Origin of the sequence: Breznakia sp. PFB1-19, from assembly GCF_029893935.1 — a bacterium.
GTDB classification, from domain to species: Bacteria; Bacillota_I; Bacilli_A; order Erysipelotrichales; family Erysipelotrichaceae; genus Breznakia; species Breznakia blatticola.
Genome location: NZ_JARXXJ010000012.1, coordinates 42,086 through 68,499, shown reverse-complemented (window position 1 = coordinate 68,499; position 26,414 = coordinate 42,086). Strand labels below are relative to the sequence as shown.

26 protein-coding genes are annotated in these 26,414 nt (G+C 35.0%); 4 read left to right on the top strand and 22 right to left on the bottom strand.

Features of this window, described 5'->3' with window-relative positions; translation table 11 throughout:
* Window positions 1-76: 76 nt before the first annotated feature.
* The 8 genes from M2098_RS07310 to melA form a co-directional block, all read right to left on the bottom strand.
* Window positions 77-538, bottom strand: a complete 462-nt coding sequence (locus tag M2098_RS07310) for a hypothetical protein (protein WP_280683202.1) — start codon at window positions 536-538, stop codon at window positions 77-79.
* 357 nt (window positions 539-895) lie between these two features.
* Complete coding sequence (locus M2098_RS07305) at window positions 896-1,609, bottom strand: hypothetical protein (RefSeq protein WP_280683200.1); 714 nt, start codon at window positions 1,607-1,609, stop codon at window positions 896-898.
* A 312-nt stretch (window positions 1,610-1,921) separates the two neighbouring features.
* Entirely contained in the window at window positions 1,922-2,953 is a 1,032-nt protein-coding gene (locus M2098_RS07300; RefSeq protein ID WP_280683198.1) for an amidohydrolase family protein, read from the bottom strand.
* Window positions 2,940-4,043, bottom strand: a complete 1,104-nt coding sequence (ugpC, locus tag M2098_RS07295; protein WP_280683196.1) for a sn-glycerol-3-phosphate ABC transporter ATP-binding protein UgpC — start codon at window positions 4,041-4,043, stop codon at window positions 2,940-2,942. The genes M2098_RS07300 and ugpC overlap by 14 nt, the downstream gene beginning before the upstream one ends.
* A 10-nt stretch (window positions 4,044-4,053) precedes the next feature.
* A complete protein-coding gene (locus M2098_RS07290) occupies window positions 4,054-4,887 on the bottom strand; it encodes a carbohydrate ABC transporter permease (RefSeq protein WP_280683194.1) in 834 nt (277 codons plus the stop codon).
* A 1-nt stretch (window position 4,888) separates the two neighbouring features.
* Entirely contained in the window at window positions 4,889-5,764 is an 876-nt protein-coding gene (locus M2098_RS07285; RefSeq protein WP_280683192.1) for a sugar ABC transporter permease, read from the bottom strand.
* 45 nt (window positions 5,765-5,809) lie between these two features.
* Complete coding sequence (locus tag M2098_RS07280) at window positions 5,810-7,087, bottom strand: ABC transporter substrate-binding protein (RefSeq protein ID WP_280683189.1); 1,278 nt, start codon at window positions 7,085-7,087, stop codon at window positions 5,810-5,812.
* Window positions 7,088-7,112: 25 nt separating this feature from the next.
* Window positions 7,113-8,441 (bottom strand): alpha-galactosidase, encoded by a 1,329-nt coding sequence (gene melA / locus M2098_RS07275; RefSeq protein ID WP_280683187.1) that lies wholly within the window; start codon window positions 8,439-8,441, stop codon window positions 7,113-7,115.
* Window positions 8,442-8,595: 154 nt separating this feature from the next.
* Between melA and M2098_RS07270 the strand changes: the two genes are divergently transcribed.
* Window positions 8,596-9,603, top strand: coding sequence for a LacI family DNA-binding transcriptional regulator (locus M2098_RS07270; protein ID WP_280683185.1), 1,008 nt, complete (start codon window positions 8,596-8,598; stop codon window positions 9,601-9,603).
* Complete coding sequence (locus tag M2098_RS07265; protein ID WP_280683183.1) at window positions 9,600-10,559, top strand: BadF/BadG/BcrA/BcrD ATPase family protein; 960 nt, start codon at window positions 9,600-9,602, stop codon at window positions 10,557-10,559. The genes M2098_RS07270 and M2098_RS07265 overlap by 4 nt, the downstream gene beginning before the upstream one ends.
* 22 nt (window positions 10,560-10,581) lie before the next feature.
* On the opposite strand, the gene M2098_RS07260 is transcribed toward M2098_RS07265, so the two are convergent.
* The 14 genes from M2098_RS07260 to M2098_RS07195 form a co-directional block, all read right to left on the bottom strand.
* Window positions 10,582-11,649 carry an MraY family glycosyltransferase gene (locus M2098_RS07260; RefSeq protein WP_280683181.1) on the bottom strand — a complete coding sequence of 356 codons (1,068 nt, stop codon included), beginning with the start codon at window positions 11,647-11,649 and terminating at the stop codon, window positions 10,582-10,584.
* A 14-nt stretch (window positions 11,650-11,663) separates the two neighbouring features.
* Window positions 11,664-12,653, bottom strand: a complete 990-nt coding sequence (locus M2098_RS07255; RefSeq protein WP_134170861.1) for a rod shape-determining protein — start codon at window positions 12,651-12,653, stop codon at window positions 11,664-11,666.
* 174 nt (window positions 12,654-12,827) lie between these two features.
* Window positions 12,828-13,976, bottom strand: coding sequence for an AI-2E family transporter (locus tag M2098_RS07250; RefSeq protein WP_280683179.1), 1,149 nt, complete (start codon window positions 13,974-13,976; stop codon window positions 12,828-12,830).
* Window positions 13,977-13,996: 20 nt separating this feature from the next.
* Window positions 13,997-14,197 (bottom strand): DUF1146 family protein, encoded by a 201-nt coding sequence (locus M2098_RS07245; protein WP_134170746.1) that lies wholly within the window; start codon window positions 14,195-14,197, stop codon window positions 13,997-13,999.
* Window positions 14,194-15,429, bottom strand: coding sequence for an O-antigen ligase family protein (locus M2098_RS07240; RefSeq protein ID WP_280683177.1), 1,236 nt, complete (start codon window positions 15,427-15,429; stop codon window positions 14,194-14,196). The genes M2098_RS07245 and M2098_RS07240 overlap by 4 nt, the downstream gene beginning before the upstream one ends.
* Before the next feature lie 229 nt (window positions 15,430-15,658).
* Window positions 15,659-15,871 carry a hypothetical protein gene (locus M2098_RS07235; protein ID WP_280683175.1) on the bottom strand — a complete coding sequence of 71 codons (213 nt, stop codon included), beginning with the start codon at window positions 15,869-15,871 and terminating at the stop codon, window positions 15,659-15,661.
* 29 nt (window positions 15,872-15,900) lie between these two features.
* Window positions 15,901-17,097, bottom strand: a complete 1,197-nt coding sequence (locus M2098_RS07230) for an MFS transporter (RefSeq protein ID WP_280683173.1) — start codon at window positions 17,095-17,097, stop codon at window positions 15,901-15,903.
* Entirely contained in the window at window positions 17,090-19,066 is a 1,977-nt protein-coding gene (gene uvrB / locus M2098_RS07225; protein WP_280683171.1) for an excinuclease ABC subunit UvrB, read from the bottom strand. The genes M2098_RS07230 and uvrB overlap by 8 nt, the downstream gene beginning before the upstream one ends.
* Window positions 19,067-19,187: 121 nt before the next feature.
* Entirely contained in the window at window positions 19,188-20,678 is a 1,491-nt protein-coding gene (locus tag M2098_RS07220; protein WP_280683169.1) for a S41 family peptidase, read from the bottom strand.
* A gap of 102 nt (window positions 20,679-20,780) precedes the next feature.
* Window positions 20,781-21,521 carry a peptidylprolyl isomerase gene (locus M2098_RS07215; RefSeq protein WP_280683167.1) on the bottom strand — a complete coding sequence of 247 codons (741 nt, stop codon included), beginning with the start codon at window positions 21,519-21,521 and terminating at the stop codon, window positions 20,781-20,783.
* 4 nt (window positions 21,522-21,525) lie between these two features.
* Window positions 21,526-22,755, bottom strand: a complete 1,230-nt coding sequence (glyA, locus tag M2098_RS07210; RefSeq protein ID WP_280683165.1) for a serine hydroxymethyltransferase — start codon at window positions 22,753-22,755, stop codon at window positions 21,526-21,528.
* Window positions 22,745-23,203 (bottom strand): ribose 5-phosphate isomerase B, encoded by a 459-nt coding sequence (rpiB, locus tag M2098_RS07205; RefSeq protein WP_280683163.1) that lies wholly within the window; start codon window positions 23,201-23,203, stop codon window positions 22,745-22,747. Before rpiB ends, glyA begins: the two co-directional genes overlap by 11 nt.
* On the bottom strand, window positions 23,200-23,814 hold the full coding sequence (locus M2098_RS07200) for an L-threonylcarbamoyladenylate synthase (protein ID WP_280683161.1): 615 nt from the start codon (window positions 23,812-23,814) through the stop codon (window positions 23,200-23,202). The genes rpiB and M2098_RS07200 overlap by 4 nt, the downstream gene beginning before the upstream one ends.
* Complete coding sequence (locus M2098_RS07195) at window positions 23,804-23,995, bottom strand: hypothetical protein (protein ID WP_134170763.1); 192 nt, start codon at window positions 23,993-23,995, stop codon at window positions 23,804-23,806. The genes M2098_RS07200 and M2098_RS07195 overlap by 11 nt, the downstream gene beginning before the upstream one ends.
* Window positions 23,996-24,237: 242 nt before the next feature.
* On the opposite strand from M2098_RS07195, the gene ilvB reads away from it, so the two are divergent.
* Both ilvB and ilvN read left to right on the top strand, forming a co-directional pair.
* On the top strand, window positions 24,238-25,896 hold the full coding sequence (gene ilvB / locus M2098_RS07190) for a biosynthetic-type acetolactate synthase large subunit (protein WP_280683158.1): 1,659 nt from the start codon (window positions 24,238-24,240) through the stop codon (window positions 25,894-25,896).
* 14 nt (window positions 25,897-25,910) lie between these two features.
* Window positions 25,911-26,414, top strand: coding sequence for an acetolactate synthase small subunit (gene ilvN / locus M2098_RS07185; protein ID WP_134170768.1), 504 nt, complete (start codon window positions 25,911-25,913; stop codon window positions 26,412-26,414).

Sequence of the window (26,414 nt, the reverse complement as noted above, 5' to 3'; positions counted from 1 at the left end):
ACCTCTTGTGCAATACAATCATTGTATTACACAAGACACTACGCCGCAAGCAGCGGGGAAATGCCCACGAATAGAGCTATGCTCTATTTATTATATCCTCGCAATTAAGGATAATATATGAAGCATCAACTTCATTTGGATCTTCAACAACGCTGTAATTATATCCAATTTTGCTGTAAAACTTTCCTATTTTACCTGTCTCCTCTTGGAGCATCGAAAATATACCAATATCAGTCTCTAGATATTCTTTGACCTTTTCAATATACTCTTGCGTTATGGATATTCTAGTTTCAAAAACAAAAAAAATTTCATACAATTCTGTATCTGATAAAGTTATCTTCTTTTGAGATAGGGGCTTTTTTAAATCAACGACACATTCATATAAATACCCATCATTACGACAGTATTTCAGAGCTTTTTCTTTATTTGGAGTAAAATAGAACCCCCTACCAAACGAAACTGAATTCGTCTTACCAATGAATTTTTCATCGAACTTTGCAAAACACATTCTTGAACCATGGTATAAAGTTGTCTCCATTTTATCCTCCATTTTTTACAACTATAATTGATTCTCCGTCTCACATACTTTGTAATTGTTATTGAATTTGAAATTTATTACTGAATCAAAAACACTAGTCAACGGATAGTTTTTGACTTTGAACAAATAAAAAATAGTTTTTGTAGCGAATATTACTTATTGTCTTTATTCACAGTTACTCCTACTTTTTTCATTTTGTAAACCTTTTACGTTTTAACATAAATTATTGATTATTGACCTCATTACTCTAAAAATCTTTAGCATATAGAATCATAACACATACAATACTTGTACTAAAAAAACTGTGTAAGCGTGGCATATATATCCAAATCTAAACACAGTTTTTAAAGTTATCCATTATTTATTCATCATTTCTTTACGAACTGATTTATCTTGAACAATCAAATCATATTGATACTCGTCATCAATTTCACCAGTTGCATTATCAAATACCGAAATAGGAGCAAAGACTTTATCATCCTTTATAACATATTTATCACCATATGAATGCAAAATGTTAAATGACATAAGTTCAAATTTATACAACTTTCCATCTTTTTCAAAAATAAATATTCCTTCATTGGCTTGTTCTTTTGATGATTTAGAAATAAATCCATCTAAAGATTCCCCATTTCCAAGATACACATCGTACATAGATGTATTATCTTGTGTATGATATTCCTCAAAAGCACTACCTTCAAGATAATTTCCATTAGAATCAACTTCAATTTTGTCGTAATTATATAAAATGTATGTATCGGTTTCTCTTTGCACTGTTGCTGGAACATAAAGCTTTGGATTTTTAGCAGGATACACAACTGATTTGCCCTCTTTTGGAGATTCGCCTCCCATTCCATACGCTTCAATCTTCATTGCTTCAATTTTGTTTGCATCGACCAATTCGACACCATCAACATGGTCTAAAACCGAATCAGCAGTTTGACTTTCACTAGTGCGTTCATCATTAATTACATTATCTTTTTTCGTTGTTTCTTTATCATTTCCGCCACAAGCTGACAATGTAAATCCAACCACAATCAACGCAGTAAGTATTTTCTTGTTTATTTTCATTACTGTTTACCCCCTCATACTTCACATACTTTTTCAGATTTATCTTTTTATTAAAAGAGTACTGATACTTTCATTCCAAATAAAATATAGCATATGAGTAAAATAAAGTATATATCCATTTGCTTTTGAAATCTTCCAAAGTCTATGTAGTCCATTTTGTTTAGAAATCTATAAAATAATAAGAATTGAACTACCTTATGTATTATTTAACTTATTCCATGAACCCTTACGCATCTTCATACACAAAAAAGACGACTGTTTATGTGTAGCAATCGTCAATTTCGAACAAACCCTATATTTGTTCGTGTATTATCATTCAATACCCAATAATGCACACGCATTCCGATAGTATATTTTCTCTAGCACTTCATCTGGTAAATGCAATCCATATATATACCAATTTCCTTGTTGAGGGCCTGTCTCGTCTTCCCAATATGGAAAATATTCGTCACTAGTTTCTAGAAAGCGAAAACTTAGTGGATATTGAAAATAATCTAAAGGTGTTTCATCTGTTCCAAACACAATTCGATCTTGATACGTAATGAAAAACTCTCGAGCCGAATATGGAACTCTACCTAGTTCAGCTACTCTTGCTGCTATATCTATATACATGTTTGGATACCTATCCAAACGATTTGCCACATGTGTTAAATTCTCTGCATAGGAGCCAAAGTGTGCTACAACAAACGTCGTGTTTGGATATAATTCGATCATATGATCTTGCATTTGCATCAATTCATCAAATGAATATTGCTCTGGTTTTCCAAATTGCCAATCTGGATGCATCGCAAGTTCAATGGATCGTTCATTTTCTTCATTTATTTCCTCGAAAAATGCTGTTGGATCTGCAATGTGAATTAAAATCACCATCCCAAGTCGTGCTGCCGTGTTATAGACAACAGCTAATCTTGGATCATCCGTACGAATATAGTTTCCTGATGCATCTTTTTGATTTAGTGAAATTACTTTCCACATTTTAATCCCTTTGCATCCTTTTTTATATGCCGTTTCTAGATGATTGATCACCCATGCATCAAAATCATCGTCGTCTATTTTTGTCACATCTATCCAACAAAATGTTGTGATAAATGATTCTTCATCTCCAACCTTTTCAAGCATCTTATCAAGTTCATCTCCCCAGATTCCATCAAGATTTACAGTGTGCTTTATCCCTAGCTCTTTAAGGCGTTTGACATGTTCTTTTGTATTATACATACGTTCATATCCATCACCCAAAACTAACTTCCCCATATGTGTATGAAAATCAATTACTGGAAATTTCGGATATGAAACCTCAGTCTTTTTTACTATACATTGAGGTTTTGGTACTTTATTTTGTTTCATGCAAAACACTTTGTCCTGTTTCTTGGTCAAAGAAATGTAGTTTATCTGCATCAAATGTAACCTTAATTACATCCCCTGCTTTTACATTATTTCTTGCATTTACTTTTGCAATCAATTTATGACAGTCGATGCATCCATGAATAATCGTTTCATGTCCAAGTAATTCACTTACTTCAATTTTGAAGTCAAAATTTACTTCCGGATATGTTTGCTCAACAATTTTTTCTGTATAGATATCTTCAGGACGGATTCCCATTGTTACTTTCTTTCCATGGTAGTCAGTCAATCGTTTATGCGTGATCTCTGGTAATTTAAAACTACAATCGCTAAACTTAAAACATCCATCCTCAATTACACCTTCAATGAAATTCATTGCAGGAGATCCAATAAATCCGGCAACAAATTGATTTTTTGGATGATCATATACTTCTTTTGGTGTTCCAATTTGTTGAATAAAGCCATCTTTCATTATGACAAGTCGTGTCGCCATTGTCATCGCTTCTGTTTGATCATGCGTTACATAAATTGTAGTCGCTTTTATTTTTTGATGTAATTGAATAATCTCTGAACGCATTTGTACTCTTAATTTTGCATCTAAGTTACTTAAAGGCTCATCCATTAAAAACACTTTTGCATTTCTTACAATCGCTCTACCTAAAGCTACACGTTGTCTTTGACCACCTGATAATTGTTTTGGTTTTCGCTTTAAGTAATCCGTTATTTCCAAGATTTGTGCAGCATCTTTGATTCGTCTATCAATTTCATCCTTTGGTGTCTTTTTTAATTTTAAACCAAAGGCCATGTTGTCATATACACTCATATGTGGATATAAAGCATATGATTGAAATACCATCGCAATATCTCTATCTTTACTTGGACGATCATTTTCTAATACACCATCAATATATAATTCACCTGATGAGATCTCTTCCAATCCTGCAATCATACGCAATGTTGTACTTTTTCCACATCCACTTGGACCAACAAATACAATAAATTCCTTATCTTGAATTTCAAGGTTAAAGTCAGTTACTGCATGTACATTTTTATCGTAAAACTTATTTATATTTTTTAATTCTATATTTGCCATGGTGACTCCTCTATTTCATACCTGTCATTGCGATACCTTTGATAAAGTATTTTTGGAATGTCATAAATACGATGGTTACTGGTATCATAATTAATGCTGATGCTGCCATTTGTGCTGCTAAATCTGCTGTATGTTGTTGTGCAAAGAATGATAACGCTAAAGGTAGTGTCATATTTTTTACTTCACTCAACATAATTAATGGATTTAAATAATCATTCCAGTATGTTAAGAATGTAAATATTGCAAGCGCTCCAATTGCTGGCTTGATCATTGGCAGTACAATTCTAAAGAATATTGTAATGTCGCCCGCACCATCAAGTTTTGCACTTTCTATAATTTCAGCTGGAATCTCATCACAAAATTGTTTACACAAGTAAATTCCAAATGCATTAACAAATGTAGGAAAAATTAATGCACCTGCTGTATTGTACAAGCCAAGCTTATCGATTAATAAGAATGATGGAATCATTGTTGTTTGTGCTGGAACCATCATTGTAGCCAGAACAATCATAAATAACGTTTTCTTGAAACGAAATTCATATTTCGAAAACACATACCCAACAATTGCACTCACAAACAAAATGACTAGTGTATTTGTGATGGTAATAAATGCACTGTTTTTAAACCACGTAAAGAATGGTGAATTTGTTAATACTTTTATGTATGCATCAAGTGTAAAGTGTTCTGGGAAAATATTCTTTGGTGACATTAAAATCTCTTTCGTTGATTTAAAAGAATTCAAAATCATCCAAATGTATGGAAGTATGAAGAATACAGCAATTAATGCAAGAAGCAAAAATATACTAAAACGAACAACCTGTTCTCTTTTTATTTTAAATTTCATACTAATACTCCCAATCTACTTTGTTTGCTTTTTGTTGAACCATCGTAATTCCCAAGATTATGATGAACAACACCATCGAGATCGCAGATGCATATCCCATATCTTTGGTTTCAAATGCCGTTTTATAAATATAACTTGTTAATACAAGTCCAGAATTTGCTGGACCATTTCTTAAAATCATTACCGAGAACTGTGCAAACATTTGGAAGTGTGATATTAATGTCATCAATGTGACAAACGCAAAAGTTCTACCTAGTAATGGCACAGTAATATATCTAAATTTCTGAAAACCGTTTGCTCCATCGAGTTCTGCTGCTTCATAGTAGTCCTTTGGAATCCCATCAAGCCCAGCCGTAAACAAAATTACGTTGTATCCAATATCTGCCCAAATCGTAAATATAATGATAGATATCATAACCATACTTGGATCACCTATCCAGTTAACACTCGACAAACCAAGTGCATTCAAGATCATATTGGCTAATCCATTCACAGTTGGAAATATACTTTTTCCCCAAACCACAGATGAAGCAACCAGTGGTGCAACACATGGTAAGAAGAAAATCATTCTAAACAAACTTCTTGTTTTGTTTGATTTAAACATATTTATCAACTGTGCAAGAACTAGAGACAAAATGATATTGATACATACGGTTACAAGCACGAATACCAATGTATTAACTAAAGCAATTTTAAAATTGTCATCTGCAAGTAATCTTTCAAAGTTGCTAAATCCTATAAACTCGTTTATCGAACGAAGTGGATTATAATCAAGAAACGACATCCCTAATCCAGCAACAATTGGCATAATGATAAAGACAATCATATGAATAAATACTGGAATAAGAACAATTCTCACAAATTTCTTGTTTTTCATTTTCTTCTCCTTTATGGAGTTAAGGGGAGAAATCTCCCCATCCCCCTACTTATTTATTGCGGAATTTAGTTTTTTATCTAAATCCATTAATGCATCATCAACTGATGCATATCCACCTATTGCATATTCCGTAAACACTTCATTGATTTTTTCTTTGAATGTATCCGTATTGAAATATCCAACAAAGTGTCCATCATCTAAAATCTTAACTAATGGTTCTGCATAAGGCATTTTCTTTATGAATTCTGGATCTTGCGCAACTTCTTTACTTGCTGGAATTTGAGCACATGCTACGTTGAATTCTAACAAGTTTTCTTCTTGTGCAAAGAATTCTAAGAAACGCATTGCTGCATCACTTTTTTTGCTGTTTCCATTAACTGCTAATGACCAACCTGTTTCTGCTGCAAATGATTGCGTTTCTCCATAGAATGGTAAAGAAACATAATCAAAATCTTCTCCATACTTCAATTCAAATGAAAGTTCACCTTCTGAGATTGTCCATGGCCCTCTTGGTACCATTGCAGTTGTTCCTGCAAATAGTTGTTGATATCCTTCAAGACCTTCACCACCTGTTAAACCTGATAAATCGGTTACACCATCTTTAACAACCATATCCGTAAGTTCTTGAAATGCTTTTCTTCCTTCTTCAGTATTGAATGTAAATGTACCATCTTCATTTTGATATGAGCCACCTTGTGACATAATCATTGATGTAAACATATATGTAACTGAATCCCAGTTTACAAAGTCAAATCCTTTAGTCACAAATGTATCTCCATCTTTTACTGTTGCATTTTTCGCGGCAGCACGAAGTTCTTCCCAGTTTTGTGGAACTGAAATACTCTTTTCTTCTAATATATTGTCATTTATAATCATTCCACCATACTCAATATTGAACTCTAATGGGAACCCATACAGTTTTTCTTCAAACATTAGTGATCCATATGTTGGTTCATAATATCCATCTAGAATCTCTTTTGTTAGTGTGTCGTTGATTGGAGCTAGTGCACCTGTTGGTGCAAAATCGATACCCCAACCGCCCCATAATTCATAAATATCTGCTCCACCTTCTTGTGAAAGCAAAGAAGTCTGTACTTTTGACTCGAATTGATCATATGGGAAGAATTCAAATTTAATTTCAATATCTTCATTTTCTGCTTCAAATTTAGCAGCCATTTCTTCATATGCTTTATTCCAAGCTTCATTTTGATGTCCCCAAAAAGTTAATACGGTTTTATCACTATTCTCTTCTGATGATCCTTGTCCACAAGCGGTAAGCGTAAAAACCAACATACATGCTAAGCATGCCTTTAAAAATTTCATTTTCTGTCTCCTCTATGTTTTCTTTTTAAAAATTAATTGGATTAAAGTATGTTAGATATGCTTTATTTGCTTCAAACATCTCTTTTACCATTTCGCGAATTTCTTTCATACTGCATACGCTAGCAGTAAGTGGATCCATTAAGATTGCACTAAAAATTAGATATGGATCTTTTTCTATTGCTCCTCTTACTGCAAGTTCTTCCAATCTTGATGAATTGGAAACAAGTGCTCCGATATGATCAGGCAACGTAAGTCTTTTAATTGGTGTAATTCCCATTTTTGTAGCTACTACTGGAACTTCTACACACGCTCCATCCATCAAGTTTGTTATGTAACCTTGATTTCGTAAATTTCCATTGAAGTAGAATGGTTCATGGTCTCCAAAGATTGCGTTGAATATAAATGATGCATATTCCTCCCCTCTTTCTAATTCAACCTCTCCTTCGTCTAACCATTTTTTGTATTCATCTTCCCATGTATCTTCACGCTCAAGATATTCATCTAAAATATACCCATAAGCTCCAGGATTCCATCCAGTTCCTGGTAAACAATACGTTTCAATTAAATCCTGTCTTTTTCTAAACCAAGGAATATATTCTGAGTTATGTCCACTTGATTCTGTTGGAAAGTAATGAAAATACTTAAACATTTCATTACGCACAATTTCCTCATTATAGATTTCTGGTTTTTGAATTGCTTCTTTAAGTTTTGGATATGCATCCTCACCATTCCACTTATATTCTAAATAGAATGCTTGATGATTAATCCCAGCGCATGTATATTCAATGTCTTTTGGATCTGCACCGATCCACTCAGCTAGCATACTCGCTGTTCCTTGTACACTATGACATAGACCTGTAACATTTACCTTTGTTTGTGATTGTAAGTAACTTACTAACATTGCCATTGGATTTGTATAGTTCAATACAATCGCATTTGGACAAACCTTTTCACAATCTCTGATAATATCTAACATAATTGGTGCAGTTCGTAAAAATCTGAAGATCCCTGACGGTCCTCTTGTATCACCCACACAAATATCGACACCATACTTTTTAGGAATTTCAATGTCATTTCGCCAAACTTCAACTCCACCTTGTAAAATTGTAATTAATACTCCATCCGCATCTTTTAAAGCTTCTAGCCGATCGGTTGTTGCTTTTACTGTTGCTGGATATTTACCTTTATTCAAAATCTTTTCCACACCCATTTTTGAATATTCTAATCTTTTTTCATCAATATCCATTAAGCAGATCTCGCAATCTTGAAAACTATCGAACGTAAGAATGTCTCTTACAAGATCTATAGTAAAGTCTAAAGAACCTGCTCCAATAAATGTAATCTTCTTTCTCATTTCTCCTCCTTGTTTACTAAACATAAGTGAATGTTTATCTTGTATACTGCGATAATATCACACATATTTTCGTATGTAAACCCTTACATTGATATTTTTGCTTGATTATGTATGAATAATGTATTATACTGTTTACTAAACAAGGAGAATTATTATGTCAAATTTGAGAGATGTAGCAAAAAAAGCAGACGTTTCTTTAGCTACTGTTGCTCGTGTATTATCTAATGACGAGAGTTTTAAAGTAACACCTGAAACAAAAGAAAAGATCTTCAGCGCAGCTGCAGACCTAAACTATATATACAAATCTAAAAAAACAAAAAAGAAACCATGGCGCGTTGGTTTCATCTTAGCACTGACTGCAGAAAAATATTCTGACCCATATTTCACATCTATTTTATCAGCGGCTGAAGCAGAGGCAGAGAAATTAGACATTCAACCAATTATTGCTAGGAATTATAATGAGCTTTTAAAACCTGAAATACTAAAAGAATTTTTAGATTTCGAACTAGATGGTGTAATTATCATGGAGCGTCTACCGGCTGACATGATGCAACAACTACAAAGCAAAATCCCACACATTATTGGTATTGATCCAATCCAAAGCAATCTAAATATCATTACCTTTGATGCATATCGCGCAACTACAATTGCCTTAGAACATCTAATCCAAAAAGGAAATAAACGAATTGCCTATATTGGTGGTGCAGGAATTAATGAAGTATTTGATGATACATTGCGTATGGCAGCATACAGAGAAACTTTACGCGGAAATGATTTACCTTTTGATGAAGCCATCGTGAAAAATTGTGATTGGGATCTTAACACATGCGGAAAGCAAACCGATGAAATACTTGCACTTGAAAATCGACCAGATGCTATCTTTGCAGGTAGTGATACTCTGGGATCCGTAATACTTGGACGCATTTTTGCATCTGGGTTACGATGTCCGGATGATATTTCTGTCATTGGCTTTAACAACATCCCTACATCAGAACATACAACCCCACCACTTAGTACGATTGAAGTACCTACAAAAACAATTGGAAAACTTGCAATCAAACGACTTCACGAACTACTTACAAATACAGACACAGAAATTTATACAATTTCATTACCTGTCACACTAATCGAACGTGAATCTACAGGAGGAAAATCAAAATGAAATATTTTTTAGGTATTGATGGCGGAGGAACAAAAACTAAGTTTCTAATAACAGATGATAGTGGAACCATTATCTCTGAATCCATTCAACCAACCTCACATTATCTACAAGCCGGATTTGATGGTGTAACAAAAGTCCTCAATGATGGAATTGATGATTGCCTTAGTCAAGCAAATCTTAACCGAAATCAAATTAGTTATTGTTTTGCAGCATGTGCTGGATATGGTGATATTATCGATGATGATCCTAAGATTGAACAAAGCGCAAAAAACGCATTACAGTCAATTCCTTTTACCATTGGTAATGATAACGAAAATGCATTAGCGGGTTCGCTTGGCGGAAAACCAGGTATTAACATTATCGCTGGAACTGGAAGTATCGGAATGGGAATTAACGAACATAATGAAAGTTATCGTTCAGGTGGATGGCATCACGCATTTCTTGGCGATGAGGGTAGTGCATATTGGATTGCTAGCAACATGTTACGATTATATACGCGTCAAAGTGACCATCGAGATAAAAAAACAATGCTTTATTCCTATTTAAATGAGATCATGAATTGGACAAATGACTCCGATATGCTTCGTGATTGTGTTGTTGCTATGAATTATGATCGCACACAAATCGCTGCACTTGCTAAACACGCATACATACTAGCTCAAAAAAATGATCCAGCTATTTTATCAGTATACGATCAAGCAGCAAAAGAACTTTCGGACATCATAAAAGCAATTTATCATACGCTACACATGGAATACGCAAAAGTTTCATATAGTGGAGGTGTATTTTCAAGTGGTTCCTATATCTTAGAACCATTAAGAAAACATCTTGAAGATATTAACATCGACTTAGTCGAACCGGTTTTACCACCAGATAAAGGTTCTGTCTTACTTGCAATGAAATATGGAAATATAGAAATAACTGACAAACTGATAAGCAAACTAAAAACAGCATAATACACAAAAAGACGACGAAGATTTACTCTTTGTCGTCTTTCTCATTTTTTCTAAATAGAATTCGATAAATCGATATCAATGGATGGTATTTTGGTGAAATCATTTGTGAAGTCTCTAAGAAAATCTCAAGACCAATAAATAATAACGCCACACATAGCAATCCAATTTTTTGATTTAGAATGTATACATATGCAACAATACCAAATGACATGGTTATCGCATAAATAATAAGTACGGTATTACGATGTCCAAAACGTCGCATGAGTACGTGATGGAAATGTCCTTTGTCTGCATCCGTGAATTTCTTTCCACTAAAAGTTCTTCTCACAATTGCACTTAAGGTATCCACAATTGGTACACTTAATAACAACATTGGAAAACCTAATGTGATAAATGTAGAACCTTTAAATCCCATTAAGGAAATTGCGGCAACCACAAACCCAAGGAACAAAGCCCCACAATCACCCATGAAAATTTTCGCAGGATGAAAGTTAAAGAATAAAAATCCTAATGTTGAACCAGCAATAATCAATGAAATCATTGCGATATCTGGTCGATCATCTGCCACGGAAATCGCAGCAATTGTCAAGAAGACAATCGTTGTAATTCCACCAGCAAGTCCATCCAACCCATCTACAAGATTGATGGCATTACTAATCCCTATAATCCATACAAAAGTAACTAGGAATGAAACTACACCCATATTGATAACAATACCAAATGGTAAGTGAATCACACCTAACTCGACTCCACCTACTTTGATTAGAATATATGCTGCTAATACTTGAAAGGCAATTTTTAGTATGGGTTTCAAATCCAACATATCATCAATTAGACCGCCGATAAACATAACCGTTGATCCAATCAATAAACCACGAAAAGCATCATCAATTCCATCCATAAAGAAGGTCATGGATAAGATAAATGCAACATAAATAGCAATACCACCCACTCTGGCAATTTTTCCATGATGAATGGTTCGCTCATTTGTATGTGCATAAATATCTAATTTAATCCCGATACGATTTACGATGGGAGTAATCACTGTCGACAGTAATAAAGGTACAACTAAGTAAAGTACCCATTGCATGTGCGAGCACCCCCTTAGCTAACGATATCTAGGTTTTCTAATAGAACTCCACATCCCTCAGCAACACAACTTAATGCGTTTTCAGCGATGTATACAGGAACTCCTAGTTCATTTGCAAGCAGTTCATCAATTCCATGTAACAAGGCACCACCACCTGTAATAACTATACCGCGAGTTACGATATCACTACTTAATTCTGGAGGTGTTTGTTCAAGAACAACTTTACAAGCACTTACGATTTGCACAAGGTGCTCACGCATTGCTTCTTCTGTTTCAGCACTAGTTAGTGTAATTTTGTGTGGTAATCCAGTCACAAGGTCACGTCCACTTACTTCTACAGATTCTTTTCTTGTTTTTGGCCAAGCTGTACCCACTTCTTTTTTGATGTGTTCTGCTGTACGTTCACCAATCAACAATTTCTTTTTATCTTTTACATATTTAATAATATCTTTATCTAATGTATCCCCAGCGATTTTTAATGATGTACTAGTTACAATTTCACCTAATGATAAAACTGCGATATCAGTAGTTCCCCCACCTATATCAAGTACCATACATCCACTTGGTTTACTAATATCCAAACCAGCTCCAACGGCAGCTACTTTTGGTTCTTCTTCAATAAATACTTTCTTCGCACCTGCACGGTATGCACAGTCACGGATCGCATTACGTTCTACACTTGTAATGTTACTTGGGCAACAAATCAAAATTGTTGGACGTTTGAACATCCCTTTAATATTGATTTTCTTTAAGAAGTAGTTAAGCATAATTTCAGTTACCTCAAAATCAGCAATCACTCCATCTTTTAATGGACGAATTGCTAAGATTTTACCAGGTGTTCTACCTAACATATCTTTCGCTTCATTACCAGCAGCTAAACAGCGTTTGCTATCTGCATCTATCGCAACTACAGAAGGTTCATCAACGACGATTCCTTCACCTTTAACATAAATTAATAAGTTTGCTGTACCTAAGTCGATACCAACTTCTTTGCTAAAAAACATCATCTTCCTCGCTTTCTACAATTTCATACATTTTCACGCTTTATCATTATAGCACAAATGTTTGAAATGAAAAGATTTGCTAGAGGAAAACTATTTTTTACATATTTCAACTATTTCATGACCATAATGTATAAAAAAAGGAATCTTGGTATGTACCAAAACCCCGTATCTTGCTTATATTTCTGTATCTTCTTGGGTTGGTTTATGTGCCAATCGATAATCGACAAATTGTTTCGTTAAGTAGTATAAAGCCGCAAAAACTGGCACTCCAATAAACATACCTACAAACCCAAATAATGCGCCACCAACTGTAACTGAGAATAGTACCCAGAAACTTGGTATCCCTAATTTATCTCCAAGGATTTTTGGTCCAAGAATATTTCCATCAAATTGTTGCAACACAAAGACAAAGATTGCAAAATATAATGCTTGAATTGGCTCAACTAATAGTAAGATAAATATGCCTGGGATTGCTCCAATGAACGGACCAAATACAGGAATCATATTCGTAACTCCTACAATTACACTAATAAACGGTGCATAGCTGATTCCTAATAATTCCAATCCAACATAACATATGATCCCGATGATAAGTGAATCTAAGGCTTTACCAACAATAAAGTCATAGAAGATTCTACGTAATACTGGAAAGAAATCTTCAAAGAATGTAGACACCTTACTTGGAAAAATCGCTTGGTTTAATTTTCTAAATTGTGAAATGAAGCGCTCTTTATCCATCAACATATACACACCAGCAATAATTCCAACTAGCACTTTTATGATAAGTGAAATAAATCCTAACCCAAAATTAAAGATCGTTGGTGCATACGCTTGAATATTCTTTAATAAATCACCAAGTAAATCTTCACTAGATTCTAAAATACCTTGCATTTCAGCTTGGTCAATGTGAAAGAAGTTTAATGTATCTTGCATAAACGTTTCAAATGTCTTCAAATAATTATCATAATTTGCAAGTAAATGGTCCAACGAATCACGCATTTGATTTCCAATGACAAAGATTAGCAAACCCACAACCACCACACCAAAGATAACTGCAATAATCGCAGAGATATTTCGTATTGCTTTTTTAGAGAATGGTAGTTTGGCAAATACCTTTTCTTCTAACATCATCATGACTGGATTCATTAAAAAGGCAATCGCAAACCCAATCACAAATGGCATTAATACTTGGAATACATTATTTACCCACACCTTCAATACTTCAAAATTGCTGAAGAAAAAGTAAATAGCTATCGCAATAAATGCAACTAGCCCACCAATGTATACGGTCTTCTTACTTCGTTCATCTAAATTAAACTTCATACATTTCCCTCACTAACACTTTATCGATAAATGGTTAAGCTAAATAGAAACTGTGTTGCCAAATACGAAAGTGCAAATGACAGCAATATCAACAACAAGCGAACCTTTTGTGGATTGCTTGTAAAACATAGTTTATCAAAACGTACTGCAGTGAGTGCCCACATACTTAAAGCAAACATCACAATATACGCTCCAACTTCTACAATATGAATTACACTCATGCTTCTAACTCCTTCTTATTCATTTCACTACATCCTAAAATCAAAAGGAAGAGTGTTCCTGTTTGAACCCAGAAAACTGGAAAATCAATAATACAGAATGCAATCGTACTAAGTAGTACCCCAGTAATTAGAGTTGCAGTACTTGCATCAATACGACGAGCAATCATACGAATGTATCGTTTTACTTGGCTTAGTATGTATCCACCAATAAAAATCGTTCCGATTAAACCAAAAGAAATAAATGGTTCAATAAACATTGAATGTGTATGTGGTGCAGAAATTCCTAAGCGTTTTGATAGATGAGAAGCTCCCCATTTATCAACATATGCATTATAGTAATTTGGATAGAAGTGATAGTACGTCAACGGACCTTTTCCAAACAACCATGTATCTTTTACCATCAATGATGCGGTTTGCCAAATGTGCAAGCGTCTACCAATACTCAATCCTTGTGAAGCAATACGTGGTAGTAATCCAGGTTTTAATGCAAGAAGGCCTAATGCCGCACCTATTCCTGCAATACTTGCAATAAACGTTTTATACCATTTTGCCACCAATAGCATTCCTAGAAGTGCAACTGCTAAACATAACCAAGCAATTCTACCTCCAGTTAAGAAAATACCAAATAAGTTGATCACTCCGGCAATCACATAGAATATTCTTCTTGATGTTGGTCTTGTAAACATAAATTGATGTACACAAAATGTACTTGAAAACACTAACATCATGGCATAATAATTCGCATTAAAGAAGAATGTATGAACGCGATGTTCTGGCTTGTTTTGGATATCAAAAAAACCGTGCATAGCATCTACATTATTCATATAGTAAATATTTTCACCAATTGCATACACCACACTAACAATGCTTAGCACAATCATAACGTTAATTACAATTTCAAGTAAGCTGCGATGTATATATTTTCGAAAATACACAACATTAATAAATATCGCTCCCATTCCTACACTTAATAGTGCACCTAAATAGTTTTGAAATAGTAAGGATACAACAAAAAGATAAATAGCAAACATAAATAGTAAATTTGCTCGTTTTACACTTTTCATGATCATTGGCATTTTCTTTCTTACCAATACATAAATCGCGATTCCAATAACTGTGGCAATCGATACTACATAAGGTAAAAATAAGGAAGCACACATGATTACAATCAATTTGTCTTCCAATGTATAAATATGTCTAAAGTCGTATAAAAAACTTCGTATATGTCCCATAGGTCTAACCTCGCATATAGAATTATACCATAGCCAAATTGAAAGACAAACTAGCGATGGTTTTATTCACATTACAATATTGAAAGAATACAAGTGAAATCACATAGAAAAGTAAGCACACCAATAAAAAAACACCATACATTTTTTAATGTACAGCGTTAACTTTTGAGTATCTTTTTAGTCCACATGATTTGTCTATGAAAACTTATAAGTCCTATACTAAAATACTTTAATTCTTCTTTTTGATGATAAAGTAACTTGTGATTAATCCACCTAGAATAATCAAATAAATAGTCGCTGGCATCACTAAGTAAATAAGTAGATCTTCCGATTCAATATCCATATAGAAATCATAACTCAAATAGAATTGCATCAATGCAGCAAACAGTACAAATCCGATTGCTATTTTTATTACTAATAATATGGTTTTTTTATTTTTCATGTTCCCCTCATTCTATCAAACACAGTTTTTTATGATTTGAATTTTAGTACTCTTTTAATTACCAAAATAAAAATCAAACAAGCAGATAATCCAAAGAAGATACTACTTGATAAGAAGGATAACTTTGGTCCAATCGTGTAAATCGCTCCTGCATACACACCACCAATAACCATCCCCATAGACTTCATTGAATTATAAAATCCCATAACTTCTCCACTATGTGCTTCATCTGCGTGTTTTGCACACAAGTCTTGAATGAGTGGAATATAAATCGCATTAGCTCCAAAGAATAAAATATTGAAGAACGCAAATGGAATAACATCTACACTCATATACACCCCAAAGAGTAGTAATGCTGCAATCATACAAACTACAACAAATGATTTTGCCACATTGGTATGACGCATAATCCATAAAGAAATTGTTGTATTGGCAAGTAAGGAAATTAGTCCTACTACTGCTTTCATGATTCCGTTATAACTTGAGTTGAAATTGAATACATCTTTAAGATAATAGTTCAAACTTTGATCATACGTTGTTGTTGCTAATGACGTTAAAAATACGACGATAAACAACACAACAAATCCAACATTCATAAACTTACGCGCATTGAAGAATGCACGAAATGGATTTGCTTCTTTAGAAAATGAGAATTTTTCAGTTTGGATTTCTTTATCCTCTTCTAAAATAAAATAGAACAAGATTCCACTGGCTACAAGTGTGACAACTTGCAACATAAATGTAAACTCCGTCGATATCAATCCACTAAATCCACCAATCATAAACCCAAATGCACCAAACACAGTTTGTATAGTTGCGTTGAGTGCCAAAAACTTCCCACGATTTTCATAATCTGCTTTATGAATGATATACGTTAATTGACTTACGAAGATTCCACCAACAAAGAACCCACTAACCATTCGTGCAATCATAATAAGAATTGGTGTTTTAAATACCATAAATAGGAATTGACCAAGTCCATACCCACAACAACAAATTAATAATGTCTTTTTACTACCAAGGCGTTTGCCTAGGGTTGCCCACATTGGTGAAAACAGAAAGTTTGTAAATGACATCCCAGCATACACAAAGCCAAACATATAGTCTGGCATGTGTAGATTTTTTAATAATGTAGGGGTGATTGGATGGGCAAAGTTTGCCGCCATAATCTCAACAGCAACAACGACTAAAAATAAATACATTCTACGATTTTGTTGCTTACTCATTACGTAACTCCAATAGTATATCTCTAAGTTCTGCTGCACGTTCGAAATCTAGAACTTTTGCGGCATCTTTCATTTCTTTCTCAATATTCTTAATCATCTTATCTTTATCTTTTTTCGACAATTTCTTATCTTTATTCATGTATTTTTTTGCCATCTCTTTTGTTTCTACAGAGTGCAATGCTTCATGAATCGGTTTAATAATTGTTTTTGGTGTAATTCCATGTTCTTTATTGTATGCTTCTTGAATTGCACGACGACGACTGGTTTCATCGATTGCATATTGCATACTATCCGTCATTTTATCTGCATACATAATGACACGTCCATGTTCATTACGAGCTGCACGTCCAATAATTTGGACAAGTGAACGTTTGCTTCGCAAGAATCCTTCTTTGTCTGCATCAAGAATACAGATCAAACTAACCTCAGGAATATCTAGCCCTTCTCGCAACAAGTTAATCCCAACTAGTACATCATATTTACCTTGACGTAGTTCACGAATGATTTCTGTACGCTCAATGGTTGTGACTTCGTGGTGTAACCATGCAACTTTGAAATCCAGTTGCTTTAGATGGGCAGTTAATTCTTCTGCCATACGCACTGTTAACGTAGTAATCAAAGTTCTTTCGCCACGTTCAATTTGACTGTTGATTTCATCCACAATATCATCGATTTGTCCCATTGTTTTACGGATCTCCACATTTGGATCTAAGAGTCCGGTTGGACGAATGATTTGTTCGACAATTTCTCCATCCGTTTTTTCAAGTTCATAATCACCAGGTGTCGCACTTACATAGATTGCTTGATTGACTTTTCCTTCAAACTCTTCAAATCGTAATGGACGGTTATCTAGCGCACTTGGTAGACGGAATCCATAATCTACAAGGGTTGTTTTTCTAGCACGGTCACCATTAAACATCCCGCGGATTTGCGGTAAACTTACGTGACTTTCATCCACAACAATTAAAAAATCATCTGGGAAATAATCAAATAAGGTATATGGCATTTGGCCTGGAGCACGTCCATCAATATGACGTGAATAGTTTTCAATACCTGGACAAACTCCAAATTCACGAAGTGCTTCTACATCATATGAACAACGTTGTTCCAAACGTTGTGCTTCTAGTAATTTATCATCCGCACGGAAGAATTCTAAACGATCTTCCAGTTCTTTTTCAATACCTACACAAGCACGTTCAATTTGTTCTTTTGGTGTGGCATATCCACTAGCTGGATAAATATTATACAGTTGATATCCTTGGTGTACTTTTCCAGTTAATGGATCGACTTCTACAATTCGTTCCACAATATCATCAAACAATTCAATACGTAAAATGTAATCATCTGTATATCCCAGTCCAATTTCTATACTATCTCCACGCACTCGGAAGGTACCCTTTTTAAGGTCCATATCGTTACGCACATATTGACGAGCAACAAGATTCCCAATTAATTCTTTACGATCAATTTGTTCATTCACTCGAATGTTCATAAACATTCCACGATAAATGGATGGATCACTACTACCATAGATACAAGCTACCGAAGCAACAATAATCGTATCACGACGTTCCAATACACTATTTACTGCAGACATACGAAGCATCTCAAGTTCTTCATTTTGCTTTGTTGTTTTATCAATATATGTATCACTTGTGGGAATATAGGCTTCTGGTTGATAGTAATCGAAATTTGATACGAAATATTCCACTCGATTATGTGGGAAGAATTCTTTAAACTCCGTATACAATTGTCCAGCAAGTGTTTTGTTGTGGACAAACACCAATGTCGGTTTATTTACCTTCGCAATTACATTCGATACAGTAAAGGTCTTACCAGTACCTGTTGCCCCTAGTAAGACTTGTTCTTTTTTATTATCAAGAATTCCTTGCGTCAACTCTTCGATTGCGTGAATTTGGTCTCCTTGTGGTTGGAATTCACTTACCAACTGAAACAATTGTTCTTCCATAGCATCCTCCCTTTGTATGCATCATTCTACCATAGAAGGCCTACTTTGTATAGAAATCCAACCTCCTACTTTTATGTGATTTTAAACGTAAAAACCTGGATTTCTCCAGGCTTTGTCTTTACTATTTTACGACTTCAATCGCTTTTAATAATTGTACGTCCAATGTTGCTTTTTCATCATGCCATTTACGTGCACACGCTGAATTTAAAGCAGTTAAAATATCATCATTGATCGTTTCACTAATTTCAAGTTGGTTATCTTTTTCAAATTGTTTTACTACATCTGCTGTTTTTTGTGAGTAGTATCCATCTTGACGATCTACATCATAACCTAAGAAATCCAAATAGATTTGCGCATCTTGAATCCCTGCACCAACAGCGTCTACTTTGTATGCAGTTGTATCTGCACTAGGTGCAAAGGTTAATGCAGTTGGTAAATTGACTTCTTCATCTGGTTTCAATCCAACCTTATTAATTTTCTCTTTGCTTGGTGTTAACCATTCCGCAACTGTAAATTTAAAGATACTTCCATCATTGAAATCAATGGATTGTTGGACTGTACCTTTTCCATAACTTTTTGTTCCTACTAAGGTTGCATCCAAGTGTTCTTGGAAAGCAGCGGCTAGTAATTCTGACGCACTTGCTGTATTTGCGTTCATTAAAATTGCATAATGATCAAATGTATACTCATCTTCAACATTACTTGATTCATAAGATGTTAAATTTCCATTTTTATCTTCTTGGTAAATAACAGTTTTTCCTGAACCCATAAAGATTCCAGCGATATCCAATGCAGTTTGCACATAACCACCACCATTATTACGTAAATCAAGCACGATGCTTTTTACGTTTTGTTCCTTAAATGATTTTGCATATGCAGCTACTTCATCCGCTGTGTTATCTGAAAATGAAGACAATTCAATAATTCCTACACCATCTCTGACATATCCATAGGCAGTAATGGAAATGGTTGCACGTGTCATCTCTACTGTTTTCACTTCTGAACCACGTTTGATTTCAACACGTACTTTTGTGCCTTCTTCTCCCATGATCATTTCTTTAATCTTATCGATGTCCACATCTGTAATATCCACTCCATCGACTTTGGTAATGACATCTCCTTGAATTAATCCACCTTTTTCAGCTGGTGAATCTTTATATACTTTATCTACTAGAATGGTATCATTTTGTCGGTAATACTGAATTCCTATTCCTGTTAAGGATCCACTTAATGAAGTCATTAAACTCTCTGCTTCTTCAGCGTTTAAATATTGTGTATGTGGATCTGCTTCATTGTAGTTTGCTAATCCAAAGATACTTTGATCCAGTAAGTATTCGCTAATATCTTTTTCATCTTTACCAAAGTACCATTCATTTTGCATGATTTCGTAAATTTCGTTGAATTTTCTTGATTCACTTTCCAATGATCCATTATTGTTGTTGATCATTGGTGTTGCACTTGTCACATGATTAAATAGGTATCCCCCTAAGAAAAATACAATGCATAGTGCAACAGTTAGAATTTGTTTTCTTCGTTTTTTACGTAGTTCTTCTAATTCATCAGGCCATACATGCTTTTCAACCTTGATTTTACGTGTATTGTTTTCGTCCATAATCTTTCCTCGCTCAATAATTTTACCACAACAAGCACCATAAACAAATGAAATCCATGTGAACGAAAGAAAACCTTCAAACATCGTCTGAAGGTTACCCTGTTATTTTATATCTTTATATGTGCAAACTTCGATACGCACTATGTGAATATCTTTTCCTGGCGTTCCATTTTGGTCAGCTTGTAGTGAAGCCATTTCATCTACAACATCCATACCATGAACAACCATTCCAAACACCGTATGCACACCATCTAACCAAGGAGTTCCTCCTAGACTTTGATATGCATCTTTGATGTTGTCGTAGTTTGCATTTGAATTATCATAGCTTTGGCTAAATCCATTACTTGAAGTTGCTTGTACGATAAAGAATTGTGAACCATTCGTATTTGGTCCACTGTTGGCCATTGATAATGCACCACGTACATTGATTAAGTGACTTGAGAATTCATCTTCAAAGCTACTACCCCAAATACTTTCTCCACCACGTCCAGTTCCTTCTGGATCTCCACCTTGTACCATAAAATCTTGGATAACACGGTGGAAGGATACATTATTATAGTATCCATCTTTTGCATGTGTGATAAAGTTTTCTACCGCTTTTGGTGCCTCTTCTTCAAATAAGACAAGATCAATTTCTTTTTCTACACCATCAACTGAGACAAACATCTTAACTGCAAGCATATCATCTGTATATGCCTTGCTCACTTGAATTAACTCTTCACTTCTTTTTTCTTTTTCTTCTTCTTTTGTATCTTGCACATTACTCTCATCTTCTGTTTTTTCACCAGAACATGCAACTAGCATCCCAATCATACAAAACGACAATATTAATTTCTTTAACACGATTTTATGCTCCTCTAACAATTGGATAGTTAACTGTTAACGCACGAACTTCTTCTTTGATTTTTGCAAGTTCTGCTTCATCATCGATGTTTTTAAGTGCGCGTGCAATCCAACGTCCAACTTGTTCAAATTCTTTTTCTTTAAATCCACGAGTTGTCATCGCCGGTGTTCCTAAACGAATTCCACTTGTCGTGAATGGTTTTTCCTCATCAAAAGGAATGGCATTTTTATTACATGTAATTCCTGCTTTATCTAATGCTTTTTCACATGCTTTTCCCGTAAGACCAAATGATTTTTTCACATCGACTAATAATAAGTGATTATCTGAACCACCAGCAACTAAACGGAATCCTTCTTCTGTTAATACAGTTGCTAATGCTTTGATGTTTTTGATTACTTGTTCTTGGTAAGTTTTAAATTCTGGTTGTAATGCTTCATAGAAACATACGGCTTTTGCGGCAATGACATGCATTAATGGACCACCTTGCATTCCTGGGAATACCGAACGGTCTAAATCTTTCGCGAATTTTTCTTTGCACATTACAACTCCACCACGAGGTCCACGTAAGGTTTTGTGAGTTGTTGTTGTCACAAAATCTGCATATGGAACCGGATTTGGATGTAATCCTGCAGCAACTAACCCTGCAATGTGTGCCATATCTACCATGAAGTAACATCCAACTTCATCACAAATCTCTTTAATTCGAGCAAAATCGATAATTTTACTATACGCACTTGCTCCAGCAACTAGTAGTTTTGGTTTTTCTGTTAAAGCAATTTCACGCAGTTGATCATAATCGATTTCTTCTGTTTCTTTGTCTACTCCATAACTAACAAAGTTATATAGAAGTCCTGAAAAGTTTAATGGGTGTCCGTGTGTAAGGTGCCCACCTGCTGCTAAATCCATACCGAGCACTTTATCTCCTGGTTGTAATACAGTTAAATATACTGCCATGTTTGCTTGACTACCAGAGTGTGGTTGTACATTTGCATGTTCTGCTCCATATAGTTCTTTAAGACGTTCACGTGCTAAGTCTTCAACAACATCCACGTATTCACATCCACCGTAGTAGCGTTTTCCTGGATATCCTTCTGCATATTTGTTTGTTAGTACAGATCCTGCTGCATCAAGCACATCTTGACTTACGTAGTTTTCTGAAGCAATTAATTCAATGTTGTATAATTGGCGATCTGCTTCTTTTTGAATCGCATCAAATATTTCTTTATCTTTCATCTAGTTCTTTCTCCTCTATGACACATACTTTATCGATTCGTCTTTGGTGTTTTTCTTCTTTCGAAAACTCTGTTTCTAACCAAATACGTACAATTTCTTTCATTACAAGTTCACCAATGACACCTTGTCCTAAGGCAAGTACATTGGAATCGTTGTGTTCTCTTGTGAGTTTTGCACTCACGATATCACTAACTAATGCACAGCGTACACCAACAACTTTATTAGCTGTAATACTTGCACCAATTCCTGTTGTACATAGTACAATCCCACAATCATTACTTCCTTTTGCGACCGATTTAGCGGCAGGATATACCGTGTCTGGATAATCCATGGAGGATATATCATGTGTCCCAAAGTCTTCAACTTCATGACCCAATTCCTGTACATACGTTTTTACAATTTCTTTGTAATCATAAGCTCCATGATCACATGCTAATGCAATTTTCATTTCTGTTCCTCCTGTAATACTGCTTGTATCTGTGCAAGTGAATACTTTCCTTCGCGAACTACACGAACGTCTTCACCTGTTAGATCTACGATTGTACTTGCAACATTTTCTTTCGCTTGACCAATTACGATTGCATCGATTCGTCCATCTAGTTGTTGCAGTACTTCTGTTTCATCTTTTCCTGGTGTTTGTCCTGACACATTTGCTGAAGTGACCAACATCGGTCCTTCTTCCAACATATCTAAAACAAATGCATCATCAGGAATACGAATCGCAATGGTTGGCTTCCCATCACTTACATATGCTGGAATTTCTTCCTTTTTATTTACAATGACCGTGAGTGCTCCTGGCATAAAATGTTTATACAGTGCATCCATTTTCCAATCCACATTCGCAATGGCTTTGATTTGTTGCAAATCTTTTACCATCGTTGGAATGGGCTTATCACGATCGCGATCTTTTGCTTGTTTTAATGCTTCAAGTGCATCGGGATTTCCATATCTTACACCAACCCCGAATACCGTATCTGTAGGAAATGCGATGACCTTTCCTTTATATATATAGTCTTTGATTTCCTTTATTTCAGCGGTTGTGAAAATTTTAGTCTTCATAACCTTCACCACTTGCTTTTGCACGATAAATTTGTGCTTTTAATTCATTGTATGCTGCAAGTGACATCATCACCACTGGTTGACCTTCACTACGTTTGATTAATACTTCATCATGTTCTTCTGTAAGCGCTAAAGCGGACGCTAAATGATTCAATAATAATGCCTCTTCAACTATCTTCATTTTATCACTTCCTTCATCCTATTATTATACGCTATTTATGTACGGATACAATTTTAGATATCACTTATTTTATTATGTTTTTTACTTGATTTTTAGCAAAAACATTGAAAACATTTTCATTATACACCAAATTGTTACAAATTTTTACATTTTCTTTCATATTCTCTTGCATTTCGCGAATAACTCGATATAATGAATATTATTATATATAATGTAGTGTAGTTATAAAGGGGGAACAGAATATGAAACTAAAAGGTTCACAAATCATTATGGAAATATTAATGGAACATGGTGTTGATACTGTCTTCGGTTACCCTGGTGGTGCCGCCCTTTTTATCTATGATTCTTTGTACGATTACCAAAAGCAAATTAAGCATGTACTTACAGCACACGAACAAGGTGCTGCACACGCAGCTGATGGATACGCAAGAGCGACAGGTAAAACGGGAGTATGTTTTGCAACAAGTGGGCCAGGAGCAACAAACTTGGTTACAGGAATTGCAACTGCACAAATGGACAGCATCCCACTGGTCGCTATCACTGCCAATGTAACAGATGATCTCATTGGACGTGATGCATTCCAAGAGGTATCGATTACAGGAGTTACATTACCAATTACAAAACACAATTATTTCGTTAATCGTGTAGAAGACTTAGCTGATGCATTACGTGATGCATTCCGCATCGCACAAGAAGGACGTAAAGGTGCCGTACTTGTCGATGTCACAAAAGATGTATCAAATGCACTTTGTGAGTTTACACCAGAGAAGCCTAGACCACTTGCACCACATCCTACGATCAACCCAGATAAAATTGAAGAGATCGCAGAAGTAATCAACAGTGCAAAAAAACCAGTTGTTTACTTTGGTGGAGGAGTTGCGAGTTCTGATGCTAGAGAACAACTTGCAACATTCTTAGACAAGATTGATGCACCAGCAACGTATACACTAATGGCTGCTGGTATTCTTGATGCAGATGATCCAAAAAACTTAGGATTGATTGGAATGCATGGAAGCATGGCAGCCAATCGCGCAGTAGATGCAGCGGATTTAGTTATTGCTTTAGGTACACGTTTCTCAGACCGTGTTGCATTAAATCCAAATCGCTTTGCGCAAAATGCAGCAATTATCCAAATTGATATCGATGAAAGTGAAATCAATAAAAACGTTGTGATTAACTACGATGTTGTTGCTGATATTAAAGAAGCTCTTGAGATGTTAATTCCACTTGTGGATAAAGCAGACCATAAGAATTGGGTCCAAAAAGTGCATGGTTGGAAAAAGGATATCAATGTTCCTTTAGAAAATGCACCACTTCGACCAAAAGAAGTAATTCAAAAAGCTTGTCAGCTTACCGATAAAGAAACCATCTATGTAACCGACGTTGGACAACACCAACTTTGGGCTGCACAGTTCATTAAACACAAGAACACAAAATCATTCTTAACAAGTGGTGGTCTTGGAACGATGGGATATGGATATGGTGCTGCTATTGGAGCACAACTTGGACAACCAGATAAACGCGTTATCCATTTTACTGGAGATGGTAGTTTCCATATGAATTTAAATGAGGCATGTACAGCAGTCTCACAAAACTTACCAATCATTACCATCATTATGAACAATCATGTCCTTGGTATGGTATACCAATGGCAAACTGTGTTCTATGATAAACACTACTCACAAACCGAACCACAACGGAAAACCGACTTTGTGAAACTCGCAGAAGGATTTGGTGCAACTGGATATCGTGCAACCACTCCTGAAGAGTTCATAGATGCATTTACTAAAGCACTACAAAGTGATGGTCCTGTATGGATCGATTGTGAAATCAATAAACTTGAGCGTGTACTTCCAATGATTCCAAACGGTGGAACAATTGAAGACATGATGATCGGTTAGGTAAGGGGGATAACATGAAAAAAGAAATTATTAGCGTATTTGTTGAAAACAAAGCAAATGTACTTACCCGTATTGTTAGCTTATTTGGGCGAAGAGGCTTCAACATCGATTCTCTTACTGTGAGTGCAACAAACGATCCTAGCATTTCTAGAATCACCGTTGTATTTATCGGTAATGATCAATCGTTATCACAGATTCTTACACAAACGCGAAAGCTAGAAGTTGTTAAAGACATCTTCACTTTAGAAAAAGAAAGTAGTTTATATCGCGAACTGTTACTGATGAAAGTTAGTGCAGATAAAAAAGTACGTTCTGCAATCAAAGAGATTGTCGATATATATAGGGGGAAAATTATTAGCTTAAGCAAAGATTCTCTCATTGTTGAGTTAACAGGAGCACCTGAAAAACTCGATGGGTTCATGGATCTCATGGATTGTTATGAGATTATCGAAGTTTGTAGAACTGGTATTACAGGTATTTCAAGAGGTCCGTTAAGTAATACGGATTCAGACGATTGA

Bases quoted from the DNA above. Each gene is read 5' to 3' on its own strand.
- ilvB (WP_280683158.1), top strand. From the start codon at position 24,238: ATGAAACTAAAAGGTTCACAAATCATTATGGAAATATTAATGGAACAT.
- M2098_RS07235 (WP_280683175.1), bottom strand. From the start codon at position 15,871: ATGAAAAATAAAAAAACCATATTATTAGTAATAAAAATAGCAATCGGA.
- M2098_RS07280 (WP_280683189.1), bottom strand. From the start codon at position 7,087: ATGAAATTTTTAAAGGCATGCTTAGCATGTATGTTGGTTTTTACGCTT.
- M2098_RS07290 (WP_280683194.1), bottom strand. From the start codon at position 4,887: ATGAAATTTAAAATAAAAAGAGAACAGGTTGTTCGTTTTAGTATATTT.
- M2098_RS07255 (WP_134170861.1), bottom strand. From the start codon at position 12,653: ATGTTTTTTAGCAAAGAAGTTGGTATCGACTTAGGTACAGCAAACTTA.
- M2098_RS07300 (WP_280683198.1), bottom strand. From the start codon at position 2,953: ATGAAACAAAATAAAGTACCAAAACCTCAATGTATAGTAAAAAAGACT.
- rpiB (WP_280683163.1), bottom strand. From the start codon at position 23,203: ATGAAAATTGCATTAGCATGTGATCATGGAGCTTATGATTACAAAGAA.
- M2098_RS07245 (WP_134170746.1), bottom strand. From the start codon at position 14,197: ATGAGTGTAATTCATATTGTAGAAGTTGGAGCGTATATTGTGATGTTT.
- M2098_RS07230 (WP_280683173.1), bottom strand. From the start codon at position 17,097: ATGAGTAAGCAACAAAATCGTAGAATGTATTTATTTTTAGTCGTTGTT.
- M2098_RS07310 (WP_280683202.1), bottom strand. From the start codon at position 538: ATGGAGACAACTTTATACCATGGTTCAAGAATGTGTTTTGCAAAGTTC.
- ugpC (WP_280683196.1), bottom strand. From the start codon at position 4,043: ATGGCAAATATAGAATTAAAAAATATAAATAAGTTTTACGATAAAAAT.
- M2098_RS07240 (WP_280683177.1), bottom strand. From the start codon at position 15,429: ATGGGACATATACGAAGTTTTTTATACGACTTTAGACATATTTATACA.
- M2098_RS07265 (WP_280683183.1), top strand. From the start codon at position 9,600: ATGAAATATTTTTTAGGTATTGATGGCGGAGGAACAAAAACTAAGTTT.
- glyA (WP_280683165.1), bottom strand. From the start codon at position 22,755: ATGAAAGATAAAGAAATATTTGATGCGATTCAAAAAGAAGCAGATCGC.
- M2098_RS07220 (WP_280683169.1), bottom strand. From the start codon at position 20,678: ATGGACGAAAACAATACACGTAAAATCAAGGTTGAAAAGCATGTATGG.
- M2098_RS07260 (WP_280683181.1), bottom strand. From the start codon at position 11,649: ATGCAATGGGTACTTTACTTAGTTGTACCTTTATTACTGTCGACAGTG.
- M2098_RS07270 (WP_280683185.1), top strand. From the start codon at position 8,596: ATGTCAAATTTGAGAGATGTAGCAAAAAAAGCAGACGTTTCTTTAGCT.
- M2098_RS07195 (WP_134170763.1), bottom strand. From the start codon at position 23,995: ATGAAGATAGTTGAAGAGGCATTATTATTGAATCATTTAGCGTCCGCT.
- M2098_RS07200 (WP_280683161.1), bottom strand. From the start codon at position 23,814: ATGAAGACTAAAATTTTCACAACCGCTGAAATAAAGGAAATCAAAGAC.
- melA (WP_280683187.1), bottom strand. From the start codon at position 8,441: ATGAGAAAGAAGATTACATTTATTGGAGCAGGTTCTTTAGACTTTACT.
- ilvN (WP_134170768.1), top strand. From the start codon at position 25,911: ATGAAAAAAGAAATTATTAGCGTATTTGTTGAAAACAAAGCAAATGTA.
- M2098_RS07305 (WP_280683200.1), bottom strand. From the start codon at position 1,609: ATGAAAATAAACAAGAAAATACTTACTGCGTTGATTGTGGTTGGATTT.
- M2098_RS07250 (WP_280683179.1), bottom strand. From the start codon at position 13,976: ATGAAGTTTAATTTAGATGAACGAAGTAAGAAGACCGTATACATTGGT.
- uvrB (WP_280683171.1), bottom strand. From the start codon at position 19,066: ATGGAAGAACAATTGTTTCAGTTGGTAAGTGAATTCCAACCACAAGGA.
- M2098_RS07285 (WP_280683192.1), bottom strand. From the start codon at position 5,764: ATGAAAAACAAGAAATTTGTGAGAATTGTTCTTATTCCAGTATTTATT.